This window comes from Leptospira chreensis, assembly GCF_016919165.1.
GTDB classification, from domain to species: domain Bacteria; phylum Spirochaetota; class Leptospiria; order Leptospirales; family Leptospiraceae; genus Leptospira_A; species Leptospira_A chreensis.
The window spans coordinates 1-21,295 of the sequence record NZ_JAFFPS010000070.1 but is presented as its reverse complement, the minus strand read 5'-3'; the positions used below and the strand labels follow the sequence as shown (position 1 = coordinate 21,295).

Below are 21,295 nucleotides of genomic sequence, written 5' to 3'. Positions count from 1 at the left end.
AGTGGATTATTTGAAGAAAGAAGCGAAGAAGGGGGTGGGGGTCACTTAAGTGCCCACCTCATTTCATTTCCCCAGATAGCAAAATTTCTTGCAACTTCATTATTCCAGCCCATTCCAAACCTGCTTGTTAAAAATGGTAAATTATAAACTGAAGTTTTTTTATCTCCGCAAGAGAGTTCAGAAGAAAAATAACCTTTTAGTTTTGCGGCATACTCATTTTTTTTAAATATATGAGGATCGCTAGTTTCACCAAAGGGAGATTCGATTCCTATTGCGGTGCTATAATATTTTCTAGATTCCTTTCCTAAGCCAAGACAAATGATCACATCTGGATTGTATTTTTTTATTAGATCCTGAAATAAACGAAATCGAAAATTTATACACTTATTTTTATAGACTTCTTTGGTCAATTTGAACGAAAATACTTCACCAAATTCATCAATCGAAGTATTAAATCTTTTGCGTGGGAGTGGGAAAAGATTCAGTTTAAAAATTGGTGAATTTTTGCCATAAAGTGTATTCTTTATAAAATTTACGTCAACAACCTCATCCTTTTGCTGAGTAAGCCCAATCGCAAAATTTGCTAATAAATTATCGAATGGATTTTTTAATAGTATATGGTCTTCCTTCGAATATTCTATCGAAAAACAATCTTGATCTCTGTATGGAATCAAGATTTCTTCATCATTTAATTTTATACTTTCATACTTATACTTCCATTTTTGAAATAATTCTATATTGCCATACCATTCTAAGCCAATTACCCAAATTTTTGCATCGATATTGCCACCATCGCAACCTGCTAATGTTTTAAAAAAATTTTTAGTAGGGCTTTCGGGAAGGAATTTTTCATATTGAGAGGTTGGAGTATTTGTCATGTTTGAAAGTAGTTAAACTAAGTAGCGTAAGTGGTAAAGAAAAAACTCCATTCATTTTAGTCGTTTCGCATTCGGGTGGTTCCGAAATATACAAACACTAAGCAGTTTAATTAACTTTCGAGATTCATTCGGAAAAAGTTATTCCGAATGAATTCATGTTCTATAGTAGATTGAGAATAAGGAGTGAATAATTTAAATTTCCCAATTGGAAAAAATGTAATAAAATCGGCCATTTTTTAGGAAAATTGAATTTTCTTTAGATAACTGTCTGTTTGGTGGCAATTTGCTTTACAAGTTTTAGTTTGGTGGCTACATTTGGCGAATTCCCTAGTATTCATGTTTGATATTGGGATGATGTGATAGATTTTGATATTATGATTTTCGTTAGCGATTGGTGATTTATAAATGCTCCCTCAAATTCCTTTGATTCCAAAAGTTCTAATATCCGATTTTTTATCCCACAATCATCTGCCTTTAGGCCTACCAGATCTAAAACAGTATGAAATTCGAAGTTTATTAGAACTAGCCGGAAAGCATGTGAAGAAGGCTGAAGAGTATGCTGAAAAAGGTGTCACGGATATTGCGACAGCGAAACTGATTTATAACAGACTCGTTGAAATTGATGAATTTTTTTCCAAGCAAGCAGTGGTGTCTGAGACAGGTCTTTACCAATTCAAATTAGTTATCATTTACTTTATCCAGGAAGAAGATGATGAAAGCGACTTCACATCTGTTGTAGGTTTTGATGATGATGCAGAAATTTTAAATTTATTTATCAAATCCTTGAATAGTTCTATAAAACCCATTATTTTGTCTTAAGTATTAGGTATTATCTCTCTATGGTTCAGAAAAAATCCAAAAAAATAAATCCAATTCTAGCCGCACCCCAACGAATTCGTTGTCGTGATTCGGAATGGATAGTGAAACGAGCGGAAATTTATGATCCGATCCACCAATTCCAAAAGGTTCAGTGCATTGGAATTGATGCATTGGTAAAAAACCAAGAAAGGATTTTTATTGAGCCGATTGATGAATTCGAAGTGGTCGACCCTAAATCTATCACGGTTGCCTTAGATGAATCAGCTGGATTTCAAAGGTCTTTATTTTATTTGGAAGCAAGGCTACGTAGCCTTCCTGTTACAGGTGAGACATCTAATTGGTCTCAGTTAGGTGTTTATCGGCCTTATGAATTTCAAAAGTATTCTGCAAAACTAGCAGTATCAAAATCTAGAGCCAGGCTTTTGATCGCAGATGGTGTTGGACTTGGTAAAACCATCCAAGTGGGTATGATCCTAACAGACCTTGCGAGAAGGGGTCTTGCCGAACGAATTTTAGTATTAACCAAAAAATCGATGTTAACTCAATTTCAAGCTGAGTTATGGAATAAGTTTAACTTGCCTTTGGTGCGAATGGATTCTGAAGCCATTTCAAAAGTTCGAATTAAAATTCCTGCTAACAAAAATCCGTTTGATGTGTATCACCGAGTGATCATGTCCTTGGATACACTCAAACAACAAGGGAAGTATGAAAAATTCCTTTTAGATACGAAATGGGATGTAGTTGTAATTGATGAAGCGCATAACGTGGCTGGAGCCAGTAAAGTGGCGTCAAATTTGAGTTATCGTTTGGCTCGGAATTTAGCAAGTCGCACAACTCATTTGTTACTGACAACGGCTACACCACATAATGGAAAACGAGAGACCTTTGCAAGACTACTGAGTCTCGTCGATCCCGCATCCATCTCTGATCCTGAAATGAAGGACTATACGGCAGAAGAGATTAGTGATCATTTTTTAATGCGATTCAAAGAGGATGTGCGATCCCAAATCGGCGACCAAATGAAAGATCGTGTTGTCATCCCTTTATCTGAAAGTTCGCTGAATGCAAATCCAAATGAAATCGAAATTTTGGATATCATTTCCAATTTAAGAACTTCTACAAAGATCAAAAAAGAAAAACGAGAATCGTTACGACTTCTGCAGTATGGTTATTATAAATTATTTTTATCTAGTCCTGAAGCGGTTCTATCGACGGTAAAAAAAAGAAAGAATCGAATCGAACTGGGTAAAGAAATAGCTGAGATTTCGAATGAGATGGAATCCTTGCAGTTGTTAGAAGGAAAACTCTCGGATCTTTCTCTTGCATCTTCTACAAGGTATTCGATTTTAAAAAAGCACCTCACTAATTTAGCATGGGACGGTAAGGAGAAGTCGCCGAAGGTTCTGATTTTTACAGAGTATTTGGAAACGCAAAAAGCTCTCGTTGCTGCACTCGCGAAGGATTTTCAGTTAGAAGTTGCCTCAAAACCGGAAGAATACCACCAGTCACAGATATTGACGATAGATGGATCCCACTCGGATACGAGTTTGTCTTTGGCAATCGAAGCATTTGCCACAACGAACAACCAGGTTCGATTGCTTGTGGCGACAGATGTTGCGAGTGAAGGGATCAATTTACACCATGCTTGCCACTTAATCATCCACTATGATTTGCCTTGGTCTGTTATCACTTTGATTCAAAGGAATGGTAGAATTGATCGGATTGGACAAACGAAAACTCCAGAGATACGGTATTTGCAAGTGACATCTGGTAATTCTAGTTTTGCCAATGATGAAGCGGTGTTCCAAAGGTTAGTCACAAAGGTCGAAGAAATCAACCACCTACGAAAAGAAGGGGAAAGTATCTTAAATCTCTTTGATTCCAAAAAAGAGGAAGAATACATCGCCGATAAGATTTTGGAAGGAGTTTCTCCTGATGAAATACTCGCAACTCCCGTTAAAGCAGAGGATTCTTTGGATGATGAAATGCAAAGGATTTTGGATGAGGCCATTGCTTTACAGCAAAACAAATTAGACTCAGAATCTTCCAATGAAAAACAAACGCCAACCGCTTTATCACAAGTAGGTGAAGTATCCAATTTTCTCTATAATGATCGTGACTTTTTCATAAAGGGTTATGAGTTCTTAAGCAAAAAAGCTAGTGTTAGTTATCCTTCTTTGGAAATCCAAAATAATTATATTGGGTTCACTCCACCAAAGGAAGTGAAAGAGAGATTGGGTGCTCCCGATTCTGGTTCCAGTATGATTTATGGAGCCACATCCTTGCCCAAGGAAGTTTGGCAAACGGTCGGTCATCAATTTAGATTAACAGATGATGCTACGTTTATGGAAAATGCAATCCTTGCTGCTCAAAACGAATCAGGGCATTGGACTCGCGCCAGTTTTTTGAATAAAACTCACCCTATTTTGAAATGGCTCGTAGATCGGCTGTTACTCGAATTTCCGAAAGGCCAAGTACCGATGATTGTGAGTCCAGACATTCCAAAAGATGTTCTATTGTATTTTTTTATTGGTCATGTGAGTTCACGAGCAGGGAATCCAATTGTTGCAGAGCCTCATGTTGTGATGGCAAAACCTGGCCAAAAACAATTGGAAGTTTTATCTTTCCAGGATGCGATTGCCATGACAAATCTGAGGAACATTGCCAATACAAAGGTTCCACCAAACCAAAAACCTGCGGAGATCTTTTTAGCAAAAGCAGTCGATACCAGTTTGGAGTACTTACAAAAATTGGCATCAAAGAGGAAGGAACACCTTTTGAGCCAATACAGAAAGGAAGTGAGAAGGTTGGATGCTTGGCGTGTCAAACGCGAAGCCTATATCGAAAAGATGAGTAAAAATATCCTTTCTGGACAAGCGGCCTTCGAAAAATGGCAAAACAAAAAGAAATGGGCCATTGAACTCTGTGAGGCAGCAAAATTGAGTGCGGAAGAACGGCTCCAACAAACAGCAGATCCCATCACAGAACCTATCCTCATTATGGAGGGTTCTAAATAATGGCATTTTCATCAGCAATCCAAAACATCGGCGAATACTATAGCCCTTATTACTTAGATGCGGCTTTTGACGAGGATAGCAAAAAATACCTCGTAGGAATAGAAGGACAAGCGTCCGTCGTTAAGGCTCTCGCTGGAATCGGTGAAAAATACTTCCAAGCAAAAGAAGAGCTATTTTACAAACGAGGTAGTCGAGAAGCCCAGATTCAGTTCCAAAACGCCATCAAACAAGCACTTGGTTATTCGGATGTCGTTCCAACTGTTTATAAATTTGCAGATAGCAAAAAGGCCTATTTGTTATCGGGCTTACTCGAGAGGAAGGGGGAATCGTGGCTTGCGGTCTTGGAACCCAACCAGTTTTATCTTTTTTCCCATGCAGAAGAAGGTAAAGATCCTTTAGAAGATTTTCAAACTTCCAAAACTCTTCCGGAGGAAGAAGCCAGAGAAGGGTATATCCGACATGAATCCAAATCCCTTTCTAAACTTGTGGGGGAAATTTTTGCAGAAGAGGGATCGCCACGGTTTGTTCTAGTTCTTGGTGGTGGAGTTCTGTATCTCTTCGACAAACATGTGTATGCGGAAGGAAGGTATTTGCTCTTTGATTTGGAAGAGGCTTACGGAAGAAAAGAAGAATCCACATTCCGGCAAATGGCAACCTTACTTTCAAGAGAAAGACTTGCTAGTGAAGACAATTTCATCCATGACAATTTAGAAGACAATAGCCATAAATACGCCTTTGGCGTGACCGAAAAACTCCAGTTTGCTGTCAGGGAAGCCATTGTGCTTCTCGCAAACGAATGGGTAGAGGCAAGAAAGACAGCAAAACTTTCCTATACCAAAGTAGATGGAGAAGATGTTACCGCCGAACGATTGAAACATGAGGCCTTGGTGTATATCTATCGCATACTATTTTGTTTGTATGCGGAAGCAAAAGGAAAGGACTCTGGACTCCTTCCCATTTCGAATGATGTGTATAGGCTTGGTTATAGTTTTGAATCACTCCGAGATTTAGAACTGATTCCACTGGAAACAGGAAGTGAAGCAGCCAATGGCACGTATTTTCACGAACATCTTTTAAAACTCTTTGCGATCATCCAACATGGATTCCCCACAGATATAGAAATAGACGCATTGGAGTTCAAAAAAGTTCCCTTCCAAGTTCCGGCACTCACATCACAACTCTTTGATGAAAGGGAAACCAAACTACTCGACCAAGTTAAGTTACGAAACAAAGTTTTGCAGGATGTGGTTGTTCGCCTTTCTTTGAGTGAGGATGCTAAAGGAAGGAGTCGGGGAAGGATCAATTATGCGGACCTTGGGATCAACCAATTGGGAGCTGTGTATGAAGGAATTCTCAGTTACTCTGCAAAATTTGCCGAAACAGATCTAATCCAAGTGGGCGTTCCCGATGGAACAAAAGCACCTAACTTTGAGTCAAGTTCCACACAAACTTGGTTTGTTCCCAAAACGAGAGAAGGGGAATTTCCAAGAGCGGCCATAGAGATGACGAGCGCAGGCTCCCGCATGTATGCCAAGGGAAGTTTTATCTTATACCTTTCCCATGTAGACCGAGAGAGGACAGCATCGTATTACACACCTGAGGTGCTCACACGTTGCCTTGTGGAAGAAGCTTTGGAAGAACTGGTGCTTGCTAGACCCAATGCCTCTGCGGACGAAGTGTTGTCTTGGAAAATTTGCGAACCAGCGATGGGATCGGGTGCGTTCTTAAACGAAGCCTGTGAGCAGTTGTCTGCTCTGTATCTTAAGAAAAAACAAGAAGAGCTTGGCGTAAGGATTTCTCCCGAAGACTACCAATTGGAACTCCGCCGTGTCAAATACCATATCGCCACTCGCAATGTATATGGAGTGGATCTGAATCCAATGGCAGTCGAACTCGGAAGTCTTTCGCTTTGGCTTGGGACCGAACACCGCAGGCCCAAATTTGTTTCGGAAGAAAACCAAGAAGTAGAATCGGATACTTCTGCTGTTCCTTGGTTTGGTTTGCGACTGCGAGCAGGAAATAGTTTAATCGGCGCTAGGCGTGCTGTGTGGAAGGTCTCTGACTTAAGAGATGGTTCCTATTTAAAAGAGGGGTCCTTCCCTCGCACACTCCTTCCTGGTGAAACAAGAAATCAAGATGAAGTTTACCATTTTCTCGTCTTTGATCCTGAAATGGTGCCCGTCCGTAAAGACAAACTCTTCAAAGAATTTTATCCCAAAGAAACAAAAGCTTCGGAAGACTGGGCAAAACAGAACTCAACAGGCAAATGGGAAAAAGAAGAATCTGATCTAGCGATTCAAATTTCGGATCTCATCGAAAAACATTGGCATACGTATACCGAAGAACGAAACAGAGCCTTGAAAGATACAGAAAGTACCGCTACCGTTTGGCCGATCTCTGTCACTGAAGATAGCTCCCACCTCCCAGGCCCTGGTCTCAAAAAACAAGAAGAGACCAAAGAAAAGTTAGAATCCAGTTCGGGTTCCTTCCAACGCCTCAAAGTGCTGATGGATGTTTGGTGTGCATTGTACTTTTGGCCTGTGATGGACTTAGAAAAAGCAGACCAACTTCCCAGTAGGCGGGCTTTTTTGTATGTCGCAAAACTACTTTTAGGTGATTCACTTCCCAAAGACAAAACAGAACAAAAGTTTTATAACTTAGAATTTGGCATCCATTTGGATATGGTGGCGGAGGTTGCGGCCGAATCCACTCCTTCGGTAAGATCTTTGTCCCTCCTTGTACCTTGGGTGGGCGTTGGAGTGGGTGTTGCCGAGGCCCAAAGGTTTCACCATTGGGAATTGGTGTTCCCCGAAGTGCTTGGACCAAAGCCCACTCATGCTGGTTTTGCATTGATGTTAGGAAACCCACCTTGGCTCACGAGTGATTGGCAAGATTTTGCGGCACTCAATGAGATTGATCCTCTACTCGCCGTGAGTGGTTCTAAAAGTGCTGTCTACAATGCAAAAAGGCCATCCTTACTCAATGCAGAAAATGCTAGAGAGTATTACTTTCATGAGTTCTTACCTTCCGAAGGTTCTGCTACATTTTTAAATTCCGAGCGCAATTATTCGGAACTCAAAGGGCTAAGAACCAACCTTTATAAAAACTTTATTGTGAAATCATGGACTCTTCTTGCAAGGAATGGAATCTGTGGGTTGCTTCATCCGACAGGAGTATTTGATGATCCAAATGGTGGAAAACTTCGAGAAGAATATTTCCATAGGCTTAAAAGACATTATCAATTTGTAAATGAGAACTCATTGTTTCAAGATGTCCATCATCTATTGTCTTACGCATTAAATGTATTTATTGGAAGTAGACAGCCAATTCGTTTTTTAAGTTCCTTCAATCTTTATCATCCGAAAACTCTTTTTGAATCGAAAAAGGTTGGATATATCATAGATGAAATTCCTGGAATGAAAACAGCTTCTGGGAATTGGGAACTTCGCGGACATCCGGATCGTTTTTTGGAAATAACTGAAACTGAGCTTTCAGTCTTTGCTGATTTGTTTAAAGCTGAAGAAGTAAAAACAACGAAACTTCCCAGATTGCATACCAAAGCACTCTTAAATATTTTAACTGTGATTAGTAAAGCCAAACATACCCTCTCTGATTTAAGCGACGTTTCATTTTCGACTGATATGTATAATGAAACAAACGCACAAAAGGATGGTGTTCTTCAACGTGAAGAAATACCTTCTTTTCAGTCACTTTCTCCAAGGGAAGTGGTTATCACTGGTCCAATGATCTATGTAGGAAATCCACTTTATGGTTCTGCATATACTGCCTGTACGCACAACAATGCATATAATGATATTGATCTTTCCATTACACCTGATTCGCTTCTTTCGCGTAGTCCATATAGATTATTAAAAAACGATCCTTTTTTTGTGAATCTTAGTGGGGAGAGAGTAAATGCCAAAGAATATTTTCGCGTTGCTTGGAGAGATATGGCAGCATCTTCGAATGAACGTACCTTAATGTCGGCAATAATTCCTAAATATTTCTCACACATTTATACCATTCAAACTTTTGCAGCTAAGACAAGCAATGAAACTGTATTTGTTGGAGCCATTCTCACCTCAATCATCGCGGATTATTTGTTTAGATTTACTGGTGCAGGACATGCGAGAATTGGGAATATTTCATTTATACCTCTGATTCAAAACATGATTATTCAATCCCTCCTAATCTACCGAACTCTTCGTTTGAACTGTTTGACAAAGTATTATGCAGAACTCTGGGAAGAATGTGCAATTGGGATCGCCAAAGACTCGTTTGTGGTTCCGAAAGAATCCTATATCGCGGATCGGTTGCATGTCACTGAGTTTGAATCTCCTTGGAAGGATCTAAAAAATCATTGGGACTGGAATAGCCCACTCCGCACGGACTATGCGAGGCGTTGGGCCCTATTGGAAATAGATGTCTTGGTGGCTATGGGTATGGGCCTTAGCTTAGAACAATTGCAACTCATCTACCGTTTGCAATTTGGAGTGAGCCAACAATACGAACGAGTGGACCAATATGATAGCAAGGGAAGGAGGCTACCCAATACCACACGCAAAGACCCAGGCGGAAAGGAACTACGAGAGGCCATCAAAGCTAGAACGGCCGATGGAAGTGAAGTAACAACACCAATAACGATCAAGTATCCCATCGATGGTGGCACACACATGGAAGAAAAGACCTTCTATCCTCCGTTTGTTGGCGTGGATCGAATGGAAGAGTATCGCATCATATGGCAAGGAATGAAGGATAGGGTGTAGGGATGGCGTATGATAGGCATCTAACACCGTTGTTTACGTCCTGTTCGGATGAAGAATTGGATGATATTGTGAATGTGCTCTTAAAAAAATCACTGAACAAATTAAAGAAGGACAATGACTTCCAATTGATTGGTCGGTTTTATCCTTCCAAATACACGGGGAGATTGATCAAGGAAATCCAGAGAGTCGGTGGAAACTCGATCGCAAATGTAATGCGTGGCGGAGGTGTAGAGTATTCACAAATTGTCCAAGATGTTGCAAGGAAAGTGGGAATTAAAAAGGAATTGATCCCACAAGGTACAGAAGCCGCAGAACGAATGGTTCTGTCGCACCTATTAGAGAAAGCTTATGAAAAGATGTCCGATGAGCAAAAAGAAAGTTTCACAGAAGAATTTAAAAAAGAGGATTTTTCTAAATATACAGATGTCCCGTCTGGAGCTTTATCAGTAGCATTTCTACATACTGCCATCAACTCTTCGGGATTTTTAGCATATAAACTAACACTGATCATTGCAAATGCAGTAGCAAGACAAGTATTAGGCCATGGATTGCGCCTAGGAACGAATGCATTCCTCATGCGAGGTCTATCATTCTTCGCAGGTCCCATAGGTCTTGCCATTACTGCAGTTTGGGGCGGAATCGATTTGTCTGGGCCTGCATATCGTGTTACGATTCCGATTGTGGTTTTTATCGCTGGACTTCGGATGAAAAAAAATTTAGAAGCACAAGAACCTGGGATTACGAATCCAAAACAATCGGATTCTAAAGAAGATCCTTACAATATCCTTGGAGTCAATCGATCAGCTAGCAATGACCAAATCAAAAGGTTTTACCATACAAAAATGAAGAAATACCATCCTGATAATCATTCGGTCGCTGATAAAATTGAAAGAAAGAAGCACACTGACAAAACAGCAGAAATTAACTCCGCATATGAAACAATCAAAATGGAGAGAGGTATCAAATGAATTTGCAAGCACTCAAAGAAGTCCTTATCAAACTCATTAAATTTCTTCACATGATCTGGATGAATTTACCTCCAGAAACGAAGAAAAAAATCTTAATTAAGGTAGAGGATATGTGGCGACCTATTATTGAAAAATTCTATGACTCGAAGGTAAATAAGTAATGGGTGCGCTTAGGAAGTTCATTGAAGAATGGAAGTCAAAGGTAAATCAAAATTTATTAACAGAAAGTGAACAGAGAAACGCAATCGCAGAAATCCGATCGGAGATCTTGCAAGTCCCTAATTTGGATGATTTGGAAAAAGAAAAATTTGCATCAGAAATGGTGAATTTTGCAACAAGTTCAGAGTTCGTAGACTTAATCGACAATAAGTTGGCTCCTCCTTTACCGGGTGAGACAAAAGAATTATTCGTTGAGCGTGCGTTAGGCATAGTTAGAAAAATTATGCTCGAAAAAATGGATTAAACAAAGGTTAGGAACAAATTAAATGAAAGCATTAGAAGCATCACCAAAAACACTTAAATCTATATTCGCAACCAATTATTATATACCTGACTTTCAAAGACCGTATTCCTGGGATACCGAAGAGTGTGATCAGCTATGGACTGACCTCATGGAATATTATGAAAACTTAGAAGATAATAATGCTGAGGATAAGTATTTTATGGGAACAATTGTTGTCTTTGAGAAAGATAATTCGGATACAGATAACTATGTAATTGATGGGCAACAAAGGTTAACAACGCTTCAGCTATTAATTAAAGCTCTCTATGAAAAGTCTGCTACTTCGCACGCATTGAAGAGTTGTATGCAAAAGAAGCATCCAACAACGGAGAATTTTCTAGATGAACTACGCTTGGTTTCCGAGGTTCTCTCAGATGATTTCCAATCGATGGAGAAAATTATTTTAAACAAAGGGGTGAATCTTCCATCGAAACGATTCCAAACTAATTTTCAATATTTCAAAGATAAATTGGAAGAATTTTGGATCAATGCTAACTCTAATCCGGGAAAAATGGAGCGATTGATATCATTGGTTCTAAACAATCTAGTATTACTGCCTATAAAGTGTGGAAGCCAAGATGATGCACTTACATTATTCGATACAATCAATAACCGTGGCCTTCCATTGTCTGATGCCGATATCTTTAAAGCAAAACTACATAAAGCATCTGAGGATAAGAAGGATGAATTTGTAAAATCTTGGAGCCAGCTCAAATCACATGATTGGTTATTCCGTGTTTATATGCACATTCTCCGTGCTAAATTAGGTATCAAAGAAAAAGAAGTGGCTATGCGAACATTCTTTCTCAAAAAACCAGAAATCCTGCAGGATTGGACTAACGTTATGTTTACTCTTAAGAAATGTTTTGACGTAGAAGAAAATAATTCGGTTCCAACTGAAATGATGGTCAATTGGGAAATTTTAAGGTCCTATCCGAATTATTATTGGATGTTTCCACTTTATGTATTTCTAAATCAAAATGCTGAATATGATTCAAATACTGAAACCTTAATTTTGGACTCTGCAAAACTCAATGAATTTACTAAACTCCTGAATGCAATTACGAAATATGTTACTGTGAGAGGACTTGTTTATAATTCTGTTAATAAAATTAAAGATCATATATATAGCTTGTGTGTAATGATTCAAAATAATGGTGATTTTGTATCCTATTTAAAAGCAGGTTATCAAGATGATCTTAAAGAGTTTGAATCAAGACTCATAAATGGTGAATTCGGAAGATATAACCGACTGCTCATTTTGTTAGGTGCCAGTTTAAATCCAAATCAGAACCAGAAAGATTTTTACGATTTTTTGAATCGCAAGATTCATGTTGAACATATTTTGCCCAGAAAATGGAATCATTATGATAATTGGGATGAAGATTCCTATGATAAATTATTGAACTCGATTGGAAACTTAGCACCTTTTGAAGAGAACTTAAATATTTCAGCTCAAAACGAATTTTTCGGTCGTAAGAGAGATAAATACGCAAAATCAAAAGTGCAAGATCTTCGCGATTTATCAAGAGGCCAAAATGCATGGTATCCTCATCATGTAATTGCTCGTAAAGAAGAACTAGAAAAAAGAATTTTATCCTTCGTGAATCAATAGATGTTACCTGAAATACTCGCGCAAAACATCAAAGAACAAGTATTATACTATTTAAGATCAACATTTGATTTTAAAGAAGACTACCTTCGTAAGGCATTCGAAGAGTTCATTAATGATCCTGAATTTGGTATTACAAAGGGACCTTGGGTAGATTTTCGCCTTCCATTCCGGAAAACCACTAGTAAGAAAGATAGTTATTTTTCCTTTGGCGAAGTACCTCATCCCTACATCCATCAAGATTTGGCATGGGGTAGAATCAAAGAAGGCAAACATACCATTGTCACCACGGGAACTGGTTCAGGGAAAACAGAATGTTTCCTTTATCCTTTATTGGAATATGCATTAGAGGCAAAATTACAAGGGAAACAAGGAATCAAAGCGATCGTTCTTTATCCTATGAATGCTCTGGCAACAGACCAAGAGAAACGGTTTGCGAAAACGATTTCTCAGTTCCAAAAGTTAAAGGATGCAAAAATTACAGTAGGAACATATACGGGTCGATCTGAAAAAAGGCAAGGAAGAAAGTCCGTTACGGAGGATGGTGGAATCACAGACCACGATACCTTAAAATTACACCCGCCTGATATTTTGTTAACCAATTATAAAATGTTAGATTTTCTCTTAATGAGACCAACAGACAGAGGGCTTTGGGAGAAAAATAACCCAGATACTTTGAAATATCTAGTATTAGATGAGCTTCATACGTATGATGGGGCCCAAGGAACTGATGTCGCATGCCTTATCAGAAGGCTTAAGTCGAGACTCGATGTAAGTCCAAACTCACTTTGTTTTATTGGTACAAGTGCAACTTTAGATTCAGGAGATGACAAAAAGAATTCGAAAGAGTTTGCAAGTGATATGGAAGAAGCAATGGACACTCCTCGTAAGAGATTGGCCGACTTTGCTTCGACATTGTCCGGTGAATCCATAGAACCAAGTGCGATCTTGCTCGAAGATAGACTCAGCGCATCAGAGGTGTTGTCTGGAAATCAGAATCAAACTTTAAGTTTGCCAAAACCAGATTTTCTTTTACCCAACCAAGGGGAAACAAAGGAATTTTATTGCATCAGACAAACTACTCTTTGGAAAGCACCAAGTGATCCAATCGATCTAGGAAAGTGGATAGAAAATTCAGATTTATATAATGTTATTTTAACCAGGTTTGATCAGGAAAAAAAATTAGGAAAAACACCTTGGGAATGGAATGAATTCACCAAAGAAATCAGTCTGAGTTATCCAACCTTTCGTGCTTTCTCTATAGAGCTTGTTGAAAGATATTTATTTTCCTTTTTGTCTCTATTCCATTTTGCAAAGAGAAAGGTCGGAAATTTTACTGTGCCCTTCCTTCCGATGCAGGTCCAATTGTGGATTCGCGAGATGAGACGAATCGGTCGAAGTCTCGATCATAAAGAATCTAAGTTTTTATGGCTCGATGAATTGCCAAATGGAATCCATGCATTGCCAGCCTATCATTGCAGAGATTGTGGGAACTCTGGTTGGGTGGGCCTTGTGGAAGCAGGAACAGAAGAAGAAATTGGAGCTCAGTTTGGTACACCTGGGGCTCGACTTGCTCCTCCACAAAATGCCAAGGATATCTATCGAAAATTCTTTGAAGGTGGAGACAAATACCGAAGCCCTTATATTATTTTATTTCGAGACATCAAGATCGAAGACGTAGAATTTAAGGACCAACTCCTAAACATCGGTGAATTTGATCCCAATAACTTTGTATTTTTAAAGAAAAGAAAGTCGCACAAGTTGAGTCTCTCAAAGGATTCCTTCCCAGTCCTTTGGGATCAATATGTTGTCCCTCAGGATGAGACTGGAATCCTCCAAGGTAAACAGGTATGCCCAGATTGTGTTTCCTACCATGGACCTATGTTCATTGGAACACAAAGTGCAACATTAGCATCCGTTGGTATTGATGAACTCTTTGGGAATCCCTTAAATGAAAATCCAAAATTATTAGCATTCACTGACTCCGTGCAAGATGCATCACACCGAGCGGGATTTTTTTCCTCAAGATCTTTTCTCTTCACCTTACGAACATTAATTACTAAGTCACTTACGGATAAGAACGGCAAAGTTTCCTTTGAGGCACTTACCAAGTTATTATTAGAAACTGCCGAATCAATGAACCCAACGCTTGGCAAAAAGAATGCCTTTGCAACTCTCTTGCCACCTGATTGGGAAGATATGGTGGAATGGCAAAAATATAAAGTAAGCAAAGAGAAAGAACTTCCTTCTACTTTATTCAATAGTATTGTTAAACAACTCAATTGGTCCATTTTACAAGAATATGCGAGTAGTTATTTCCAAGGTAGATCGTTGGATTGGTCTGGCTCCTCTACATTGTTTTGGGTTGAAGATTTTGTAGATAAAACCGTCGAACGAATCCACCTCCGATTAGAACAAATTTCACCTCTCTTTCGAAAGATTGAAAAAGCAGATGTGAGATTATGGATTTATGGAATTTTAAATAAATGTAAATCGATTGGAGCAGTCGATCACCCTTTCATGCGTGAATACTCGAAGAGTGCATTTTGGACAAAAAAAGGACATCGCATTCCTCAATTTTTATCACGAGTGCAGACCAAACAGAAAGAATCTCTTCCTATCTTCTCAGAGTTTCAATATAAAAATTGGTTTGATCAATGGATGTTCAAAGCCCTCAATTTATCGCAAATTGAAGGCATTGGCGAAAATGAAAAATCACAACTCAAGTTTCTCTTTGTTGATCAATCGCTCGAAACAAAGTTACTCATCAAACTAGAAGGTCAAAGTAACCAAGAATATTATTTAGTTACAACAGAACACACATACATTACAACGGATGTTACATTATTAAAGTGTTCTAAAACAAAGAAGAATTTACTCGTTCCAAGCCATTTAAAAGAATTATGGATAAATCATCCTTCTCTAGAGTTCCATGCAAAAGAAGGATTCTATATTGAATCACATTTAAGTGATCGTCAAAAGTACTATAACGATCGATACCGATCCAATTTGGTCAGAAGGGTAGTTGCCGAAGAACATACAGGTTTACTCGCTACGAAAGATCGAGAAGAAATAGAAGATGGGTTTATTAAGGGCAAACTGGCAGATGAACCAAATATATTAGCTTGTACCAGCACTTTGGAGATGGGTATAGATATTGGTGATCTGAGTGCGACTCTACTATGTTCTGTCCCTCCAACGACAGCAAATTATTTACAAAGAGTAGGAAGGGCTGGAAGATCAACAGGTTCTGCATTGATTCTAGCGATAGTAAACCAAAGACCTCATGATTTATTCTTCTATGCTCGGCCCATGGCATTACTCAAGGGAAAAATCAATGCACCTGGATGTTGGTTAGATGCACCTTCCGTACTTTCAAGACAATTTATTGGATTCTGTATGGACCAAGCAACCAAAACCAAACAATGGGATGAAATTCCAGGAATAGTAAAGAGGTGGTTAGAGGAGTGGAATGATCCAGAAAGCCAATTTGGACGTTTCATGTTGTGGTTATCAAAAGATCATAGTCAATTGTTCCAACAATTTAGTGTACTCTTTACGAATATTTCAGATGAAACGAGGCTCAAATTAAAACAAGATTGTAGTTTAGAAAAAATACAAAATTTGTTCCATGAAATTCAATCGGATATCCTTTCAAGGAATCAATTATTAGTTAAAAACATTGAATCGATAAACAACTCACTCAAAAGAACAGATCTTACTGAAGAACAAAAAAATGAATTAAATCGAGAATTAAAACACCTTCAAGGTAGAAAGGCTGAAATGCTAAGAATGACAACCTTAGAACTTTGGACAAATGAAGGCGTACTTCCGAATTATGCATTCCCAGAACGTGGAGTATTATTTGAAGGAACGATTTATAATCAAAAAAAGGGATCGGATGATTCGCCAGAAGTTACCACAAAAACTTATACATTGTTCAGACCTGCTTCAGCGGCAATCAAGGAATTGGCGCCTTGGAATCAATTTTATATAGGAAAGAAACAATTCGAAATACAAAGACTTCAAATCCGAAAAGGAGATCACGATCTTTTTGAAGAAAAATCTATTTGCGGGAATTGTGGTTATTTATTAGACCAGTTATCGGAATCAAAGCATATTCCCGACAAATGCCCGCAATGCGGTTATTTATCTAATCAAAGCAATTCTTTCGCTGAATTATCTCAAAAGAGAAAATTCCTTCCGTTTCATAAGTCAGGAGCAATCTCTGTGATTGATTCAACTAAGGGATTTTCCGGGGACCAAGATGAAGAAAGGCAAAGGGGTTTTTATCATACAACAGAATTGTTTGATTCTACCAAAAATTCCGCTTCCCCAACGATCGGGAATATTGCCACTGGCTTTGGAATCGAATTTTTAGAAAAACTAAAAGTAAGAGAAGTAAATGGTGGATACTTACATGAGTTAGTCACTGAAAATAATGGTGTGCAATTCCATCAAACGAAAGTGATGCCCGAAGGATTCAAAATTTGTACGGATTGCGGTTCAGTGTTACCACAATCTGTAAAAGAAGCAAAGTTACTTAGTTACCATACTTCATTTTGTAGGCACAAACAAAAAGTTGAAAATGCTGCAAGGAAGTCGATCACCAAATCCTTGGAATATGGTTTTGAAAATGCATACCTTTACAGAGAATTAGAATCCGAAGCGATTCGATTAATTTTACCGAAGGTCACTTTAGAAAGATTACCGACCCTAGAAGCATGTATTCGGTTTGGACTAAGGCTTAAGTTTAAAGGGACACCAGCGCATATTCTGATTTCACTCCAAGCAATTCCTGATCCAGATAGAATCTTTACTCGATATTATCTCGTATTAATGGATGCAGTTCCTGGAGGCACAGGATTTCTAAAAGCGCTTTTCAACGAAAAAGGTGAAGATGGAAAATTAGCTGAAGGAATCATAGATGTCTTCAGACAAGCTGAGATTGGATTAAGAGATTGTGAGTGTGGAAAAGAAGAAATCTTTGGAATCGGTTCCGATGGATGTTATCGTTGTATACGGTCTTACCAACAACAATATGAGTCAGATAAGATTTCCAGAAATCGTGGCTTAGAACTTCTACGTGCAATTTTAGATTCAGCCGAAAAAAGAGAAATCATCAGGTCATTAGATGTACTAGACATGGATGAAATCTATGAAAGCCAACTAGAGCAAACATTTGTTGCTAATTTAAAAAATATAGTAAAAGAAGAGAGCGGTAGTTGGAAAGAAATTTCAAGTATCGGATCTGAAATTGCCCAATTTTCAATACCAGGAAATGAAAATATTACCTGGTTACTCTCAGCGCAAAAAACCTTACGTTTAAAAGATGGAATTAGTGCCGAACAACGGCCGGACTTTATCATTGAGGCAAAAGGTGCAGCTTTTAAAAATTTGAAAAAAATTGCAATCTACATCGATGGATTCAATTACCATCGTGGGAAGATAAATTCGATCTCACAAGATATTGCAAAAAGACAAGATTTACTTTTATCGAATGATTACATTCAGATCACGTTCCCATCTGAAATGAGCATTAGAAAAGATTTTTTACATTTGCCATATGTAAATGAAGAACTTACAAAAATTGTTTTTGCATATTTGGATAGTAGGTATAAACAAAATCAAAACTTGAAACTATCCATAAGTTCTCCATTTGGATTGCTAAAGTGCCTACTTCAATATCCGACCGAAAATTACGTTTCGAAAATTGCAAATGAGCTCCAGAAACTAATCATAGCCTATTATCAAAGAAATGCCTTAGATCCAGTTATAAAATCTCACAACGGTTATTTTAATTGGTTATTCACTTTAAAAGGAGATATCTCGCATACACTTTTGATTGATGATCGAATTTCTTTGAAATCAGGTCATAGTTTGTCAATTGATGAAGAACGGGAAATTAAAACCGCATGGCAGCACTTTTGGTGGTATGCGGACCTTTTGCAATTCGTTCCAAATGTGATGTGGAAATGCCTTGGAGATCTAAATGATGAACCTACAGTATTTTTAAACAATGATCCTACGCCAAATACTGAGTGGCTCGAAATTTTAAACTATACAATTGAGTCGTTAAAAGTCTTAGGAAGGATTCTCCAAAAAGAAAAATTAAATCCGCCAATCTTAAATTTTGAATTAACAAATGAGAACGAAGAATTAGCCGCTGAATGGGCATGGCCTGAAAAGAAAGTTGCCTTGTTATGTGGTGAGATGAGCGACTATTCTGCTGTTTGGGCAAAAGAGGGTTGGAACGTTGTGGTCATAAAAGACTTAAATAATTTTTCGAATGAAAAAATATCCAAAGAATTAATAAAAAAATTGGAATCTTTATGACCAACATTTATTTACACGAAAATTTCTTATCTTCTGCGATGAACTTGCCTAAAACTCAGAAAAATAAGATTTCAAAGTTCTTAAAACAGTTTCAAGAAAATCCAAACCACCCATCCATCAACTTACATTCAGTTGGTGAGTCTATGCAAGATCATCGAGTTAAAGGTGCTCGGTTAGATGATTCTTACCGAGTGATTGTTTTACCTTCAGAGGCAGGACTTGGGTATGTTTTTCTATATGTTGATAAACATGACCTTGCGTATGATTGGGCAAAAAGTAAAAAATTTGAACTTAAAAATAAAAATGGTTATTTCCAAATATCCGACCAGTACATTGAAGATCATGAAACGGATGTAAAAACTAAACTTTTCGATGGATTCTCTGATAAAGAATTGTATGACGCAGGAATTGATGAGTCAGATATCGAAACGATTCGTAGAATTGAAAATAAGGAATCTTTGATCGTCGCGTTAAAATACTTTGATCCTATGGTTCAATCAGTATTGAGTTTGATGGCCGATGGACTAGAAGTTGATGAAGCGCTTGAAAAATCAATAAACGAATTGAAACCTAGTGATTCTGAAAGTATTGTAAAACTTGAAGTCGATGAAACTACATTAGATCAATTGGATAAAGCAAATCCAGACCGAATCATAAAATTTGAAGTTAACAATGATTGGGATCAATTTTTTTCTGGTACGTTGGAACAATGGAGAATCTTTTTACATCCAACTCAAACAAACCTTGTAAATGCTTCTTTTTCAGGACCATTCCAAATTACTGGCTCTGCAGGCACTGGGAAAACAGTAGTTTTGCTCCATAGAGCACTCCGATATTTAAAAGAAAATGAAAATAAGAAAATTCTATTTCTCACATTCACTGCTAATCTAACAGTTGAAATCAGAAGTTTATTGCAAAAATTGATAGAGTCTAGTGGGTTGAATCAATCCTTAATCAACAATGTGGAAATTACTTCTTTATATCGATTTTCAGAGACTATCAATCTTAAAACTGGTTGGAAAGGTACCATAGTTTCACGATCTGATGATCGAGTTATTAGAATTTGGAAAGATGTAACAAATGAGATCGAAAGTTCCCTTGGACTGACAAAGGATGAATTGATTGATGAGTATTATGAAATCAAAGAACAAAAAGGCATCTTTGAAATCGATTCCTATTTAACTGCTGTTCGCAAGGGTAAATCTAAATTATCTCGAGAAAATAGAAAGATTGTTTGGAACTACTTTGAAAAATTTGAATCAGAATTGCGAAAACGATCCTTGCGTACACCAGAGCAATCGATACACGAAAGTAGATTGTATGCAGAAAGAAATCCAAGTATAAGATTCACTCATGTCTTTGTGGATGAAATCCAGGATATGTCAGTAGAAGCTCTTAAACTGATCAAAAGTTTGTCAGGTTATGACCAAGAGCCGAAAAATGGTATAACTCTCGCTGGAGATTTAAACCAAAGAGTATATCGATCCACTTATCAACCAATTCAAGCAGGAATCCAAATACAAGGCAGATCTCATCGCTTAAGATATGTTTATAGAACGACCGAACAAATTAGAGTTTTCGCAGAGAAACTCATTGAGGCGGCAGATATAAATGCAAATGACTGGAATGATTCTAGAAAAGGAGATATTGCTAATCATTTAGGTTCTCCGCCTGAAATATACCCGAGCAGTAATTGGGAACTAATAACAACGGAAATAAATAGTAAACTGGCAAAGTGGGAAAGTGAGGGATATAAACAGAATGAAATTTGTATTTTATATTCCGATGGAAATACTTTATCAATTGAAAACCCAATCGAAAGATTAAGAAAATCAGGGCTCCCAATTTTTGAACTTTCTGCATTCCAAGAAGATAGACCAGACATAGCTGGATACCGACTAGGTACAATTAAAAGGACAAAAGGTCTAGAGTTTCGATGTGTGATCCTCATTGTTTCCATTGGTGAAAACATTTTGACTTCGCTAAACAACTTAGGACTACATGTTCGATGCGAACTTTACGTAGGCTCGAGCAGAGCACGTGAAAATCTGGTTGTTTTTGATTAGTCTTTATATTATTTCAGAAAGTTTGATAATAAAAAAATATATTTGATCGAATTCAGTTTCAACAGAACAACTTTTATCTTTTATTCATCGGGGTTGAGGGGGCAGATGCTATGCCTGCCAATATTCTTGGAATTTTGGATTTGTATACGAGTAAAGTCTTGAAATACCAGAGGCTATTGTATAGAATTGACTAGTAAAAGTGTAACCCATGTGAGTGATCTAATTTGTTACCTATGTGCCTTTCTATACAACCGGGTACGTACTAGTTTCATCCTTTACAAATCTCTCTCCAAACATCCTTTACACATAAGATTTTAATTCTTTGTTTCAG

General features: G+C 37.9%; 9 protein-coding genes and 1 pseudogene. 9 read left to right on the top strand and 1 reads right to left on the bottom strand.

Annotated elements, in window-relative coordinates; genetic code table 11:
- Positions 1–41: 41 nt before the first annotated feature.
- Positions 42–878 (bottom strand): hypothetical protein, encoded by an 837-nt coding sequence (locus tag JWG41_RS18130; RefSeq protein ID WP_205271222.1) that lies wholly within the window; start codon positions 876–878, stop codon positions 42–44.
- Between the two features lie 405 nt (positions 879–1,283).
- On the opposite strand from JWG41_RS18130, the gene JWG41_RS18125 reads away from it, so the two are divergent.
- From JWG41_RS18125 to JWG41_RS18090, 9 genes and pseudogenes are all read left to right on the top strand, one after another.
- Positions 1,284–1,697 (top strand): hypothetical protein, encoded by a 414-nt coding sequence (locus tag JWG41_RS18125; protein WP_205271221.1) that lies wholly within the window; start codon positions 1,284–1,286, stop codon positions 1,695–1,697.
- 20 nt (positions 1,698–1,717) lie between these two features.
- Positions 1,718–4,714 (top strand): helicase-related protein, encoded by a 2,997-nt coding sequence (locus JWG41_RS18120; RefSeq protein ID WP_205271220.1) that lies wholly within the window; start codon positions 1,718–1,720, stop codon positions 4,712–4,714.
- The gene (locus JWG41_RS18115) at positions 4,714–9,480 is read left to right on the top strand and encodes a hypothetical protein (RefSeq protein WP_205271219.1); all 4,767 of its coding nucleotides are present in this window, start codon (positions 4,714–4,716) and stop codon (positions 9,478–9,480) included. The genes JWG41_RS18120 and JWG41_RS18115 overlap by 1 nt, the downstream gene beginning before the upstream one ends.
- A 2-nt stretch (positions 9,481–9,482) precedes the next feature.
- A complete protein-coding gene (locus JWG41_RS18110) occupies positions 9,483–10,448 on the top strand; it encodes a DnaJ domain-containing protein (RefSeq protein ID WP_205271218.1) in 966 nt (321 codons plus the stop codon).
- A gap of 292 nt (positions 10,449–10,740) precedes the next feature.
- Positions 10,741–10,911, top strand: a complete 171-nt coding sequence (locus JWG41_RS18105; protein WP_205271217.1) for a hypothetical protein — start codon at positions 10,741–10,743, stop codon at positions 10,909–10,911.
- A gap of 22 nt (positions 10,912–10,933) precedes the next feature.
- Positions 10,934–12,565: a DUF262 domain-containing protein gene (locus JWG41_RS18100; protein ID WP_205271216.1), complete on the top strand. Its 1,632-nt coding sequence runs from the start codon at positions 10,934–10,936 to the stop codon at positions 12,563–12,565.
- Positions 12,566–13,369, top strand: a pseudogene (locus tag JWG41_RS21305) (DEAD/DEAH box helicase); the annotation flags it as partial. It abuts the gene before it with no gap.
- A 1,074-nt stretch (positions 13,370–14,443) separates the two neighbouring features.
- Complete coding sequence (locus tag JWG41_RS18095; RefSeq protein WP_232374098.1) at positions 14,444–18,898, top strand: DUF1998 domain-containing protein; 4,455 nt, start codon at positions 14,444–14,446, stop codon at positions 18,896–18,898.
- A complete protein-coding gene (locus JWG41_RS18090) occupies positions 18,895–20,964 on the top strand; it encodes a UvrD-helicase domain-containing protein (RefSeq protein ID WP_205271214.1) in 2,070 nt (689 codons plus the stop codon). The genes JWG41_RS18095 and JWG41_RS18090 overlap by 4 nt, the downstream gene beginning before the upstream one ends.
- The last annotated feature ends 331 nt before the right edge of the window (positions 20,965–21,295 follow it).

What these genes read in the sequence shown, in the direction of transcription:
- JWG41_RS18115 (WP_205271219.1), top strand. Translation starts at nt 4,714, where the DNA reads ATGGCATTTTCATCAGCAATCCAAAACATCGGCGAATACTATAGCCCT.
- JWG41_RS18110 (WP_205271218.1), top strand. Translation starts at nt 9,483, where the DNA reads ATGGCGTATGATAGGCATCTAACACCGTTGTTTACGTCCTGTTCGGAT.
- JWG41_RS18100 (WP_205271216.1), top strand. Translation starts at nt 10,934, where the DNA reads ATGAAAGCATTAGAAGCATCACCAAAAACACTTAAATCTATATTCGCA.
- JWG41_RS18120 (WP_205271220.1), top strand. Translation starts at nt 1,718, where the DNA reads ATGGTTCAGAAAAAATCCAAAAAAATAAATCCAATTCTAGCCGCACCC.
- JWG41_RS18130 (WP_205271222.1), bottom strand. Translation starts at nt 878, where the DNA reads ATGACAAATACTCCAACCTCTCAATATGAAAAATTCCTTCCCGAAAGC.
- JWG41_RS18125 (WP_205271221.1), top strand. Translation starts at nt 1,284, where the DNA reads ATGCTCCCTCAAATTCCTTTGATTCCAAAAGTTCTAATATCCGATTTT.
- JWG41_RS18095 (WP_232374098.1), top strand. Translation starts at nt 14,444, where the DNA reads ATGTTCATTGGAACACAAAGTGCAACATTAGCATCCGTTGGTATTGAT.
- JWG41_RS18090 (WP_205271214.1), top strand. Translation starts at nt 18,895, where the DNA reads ATGACCAACATTTATTTACACGAAAATTTCTTATCTTCTGCGATGAAC.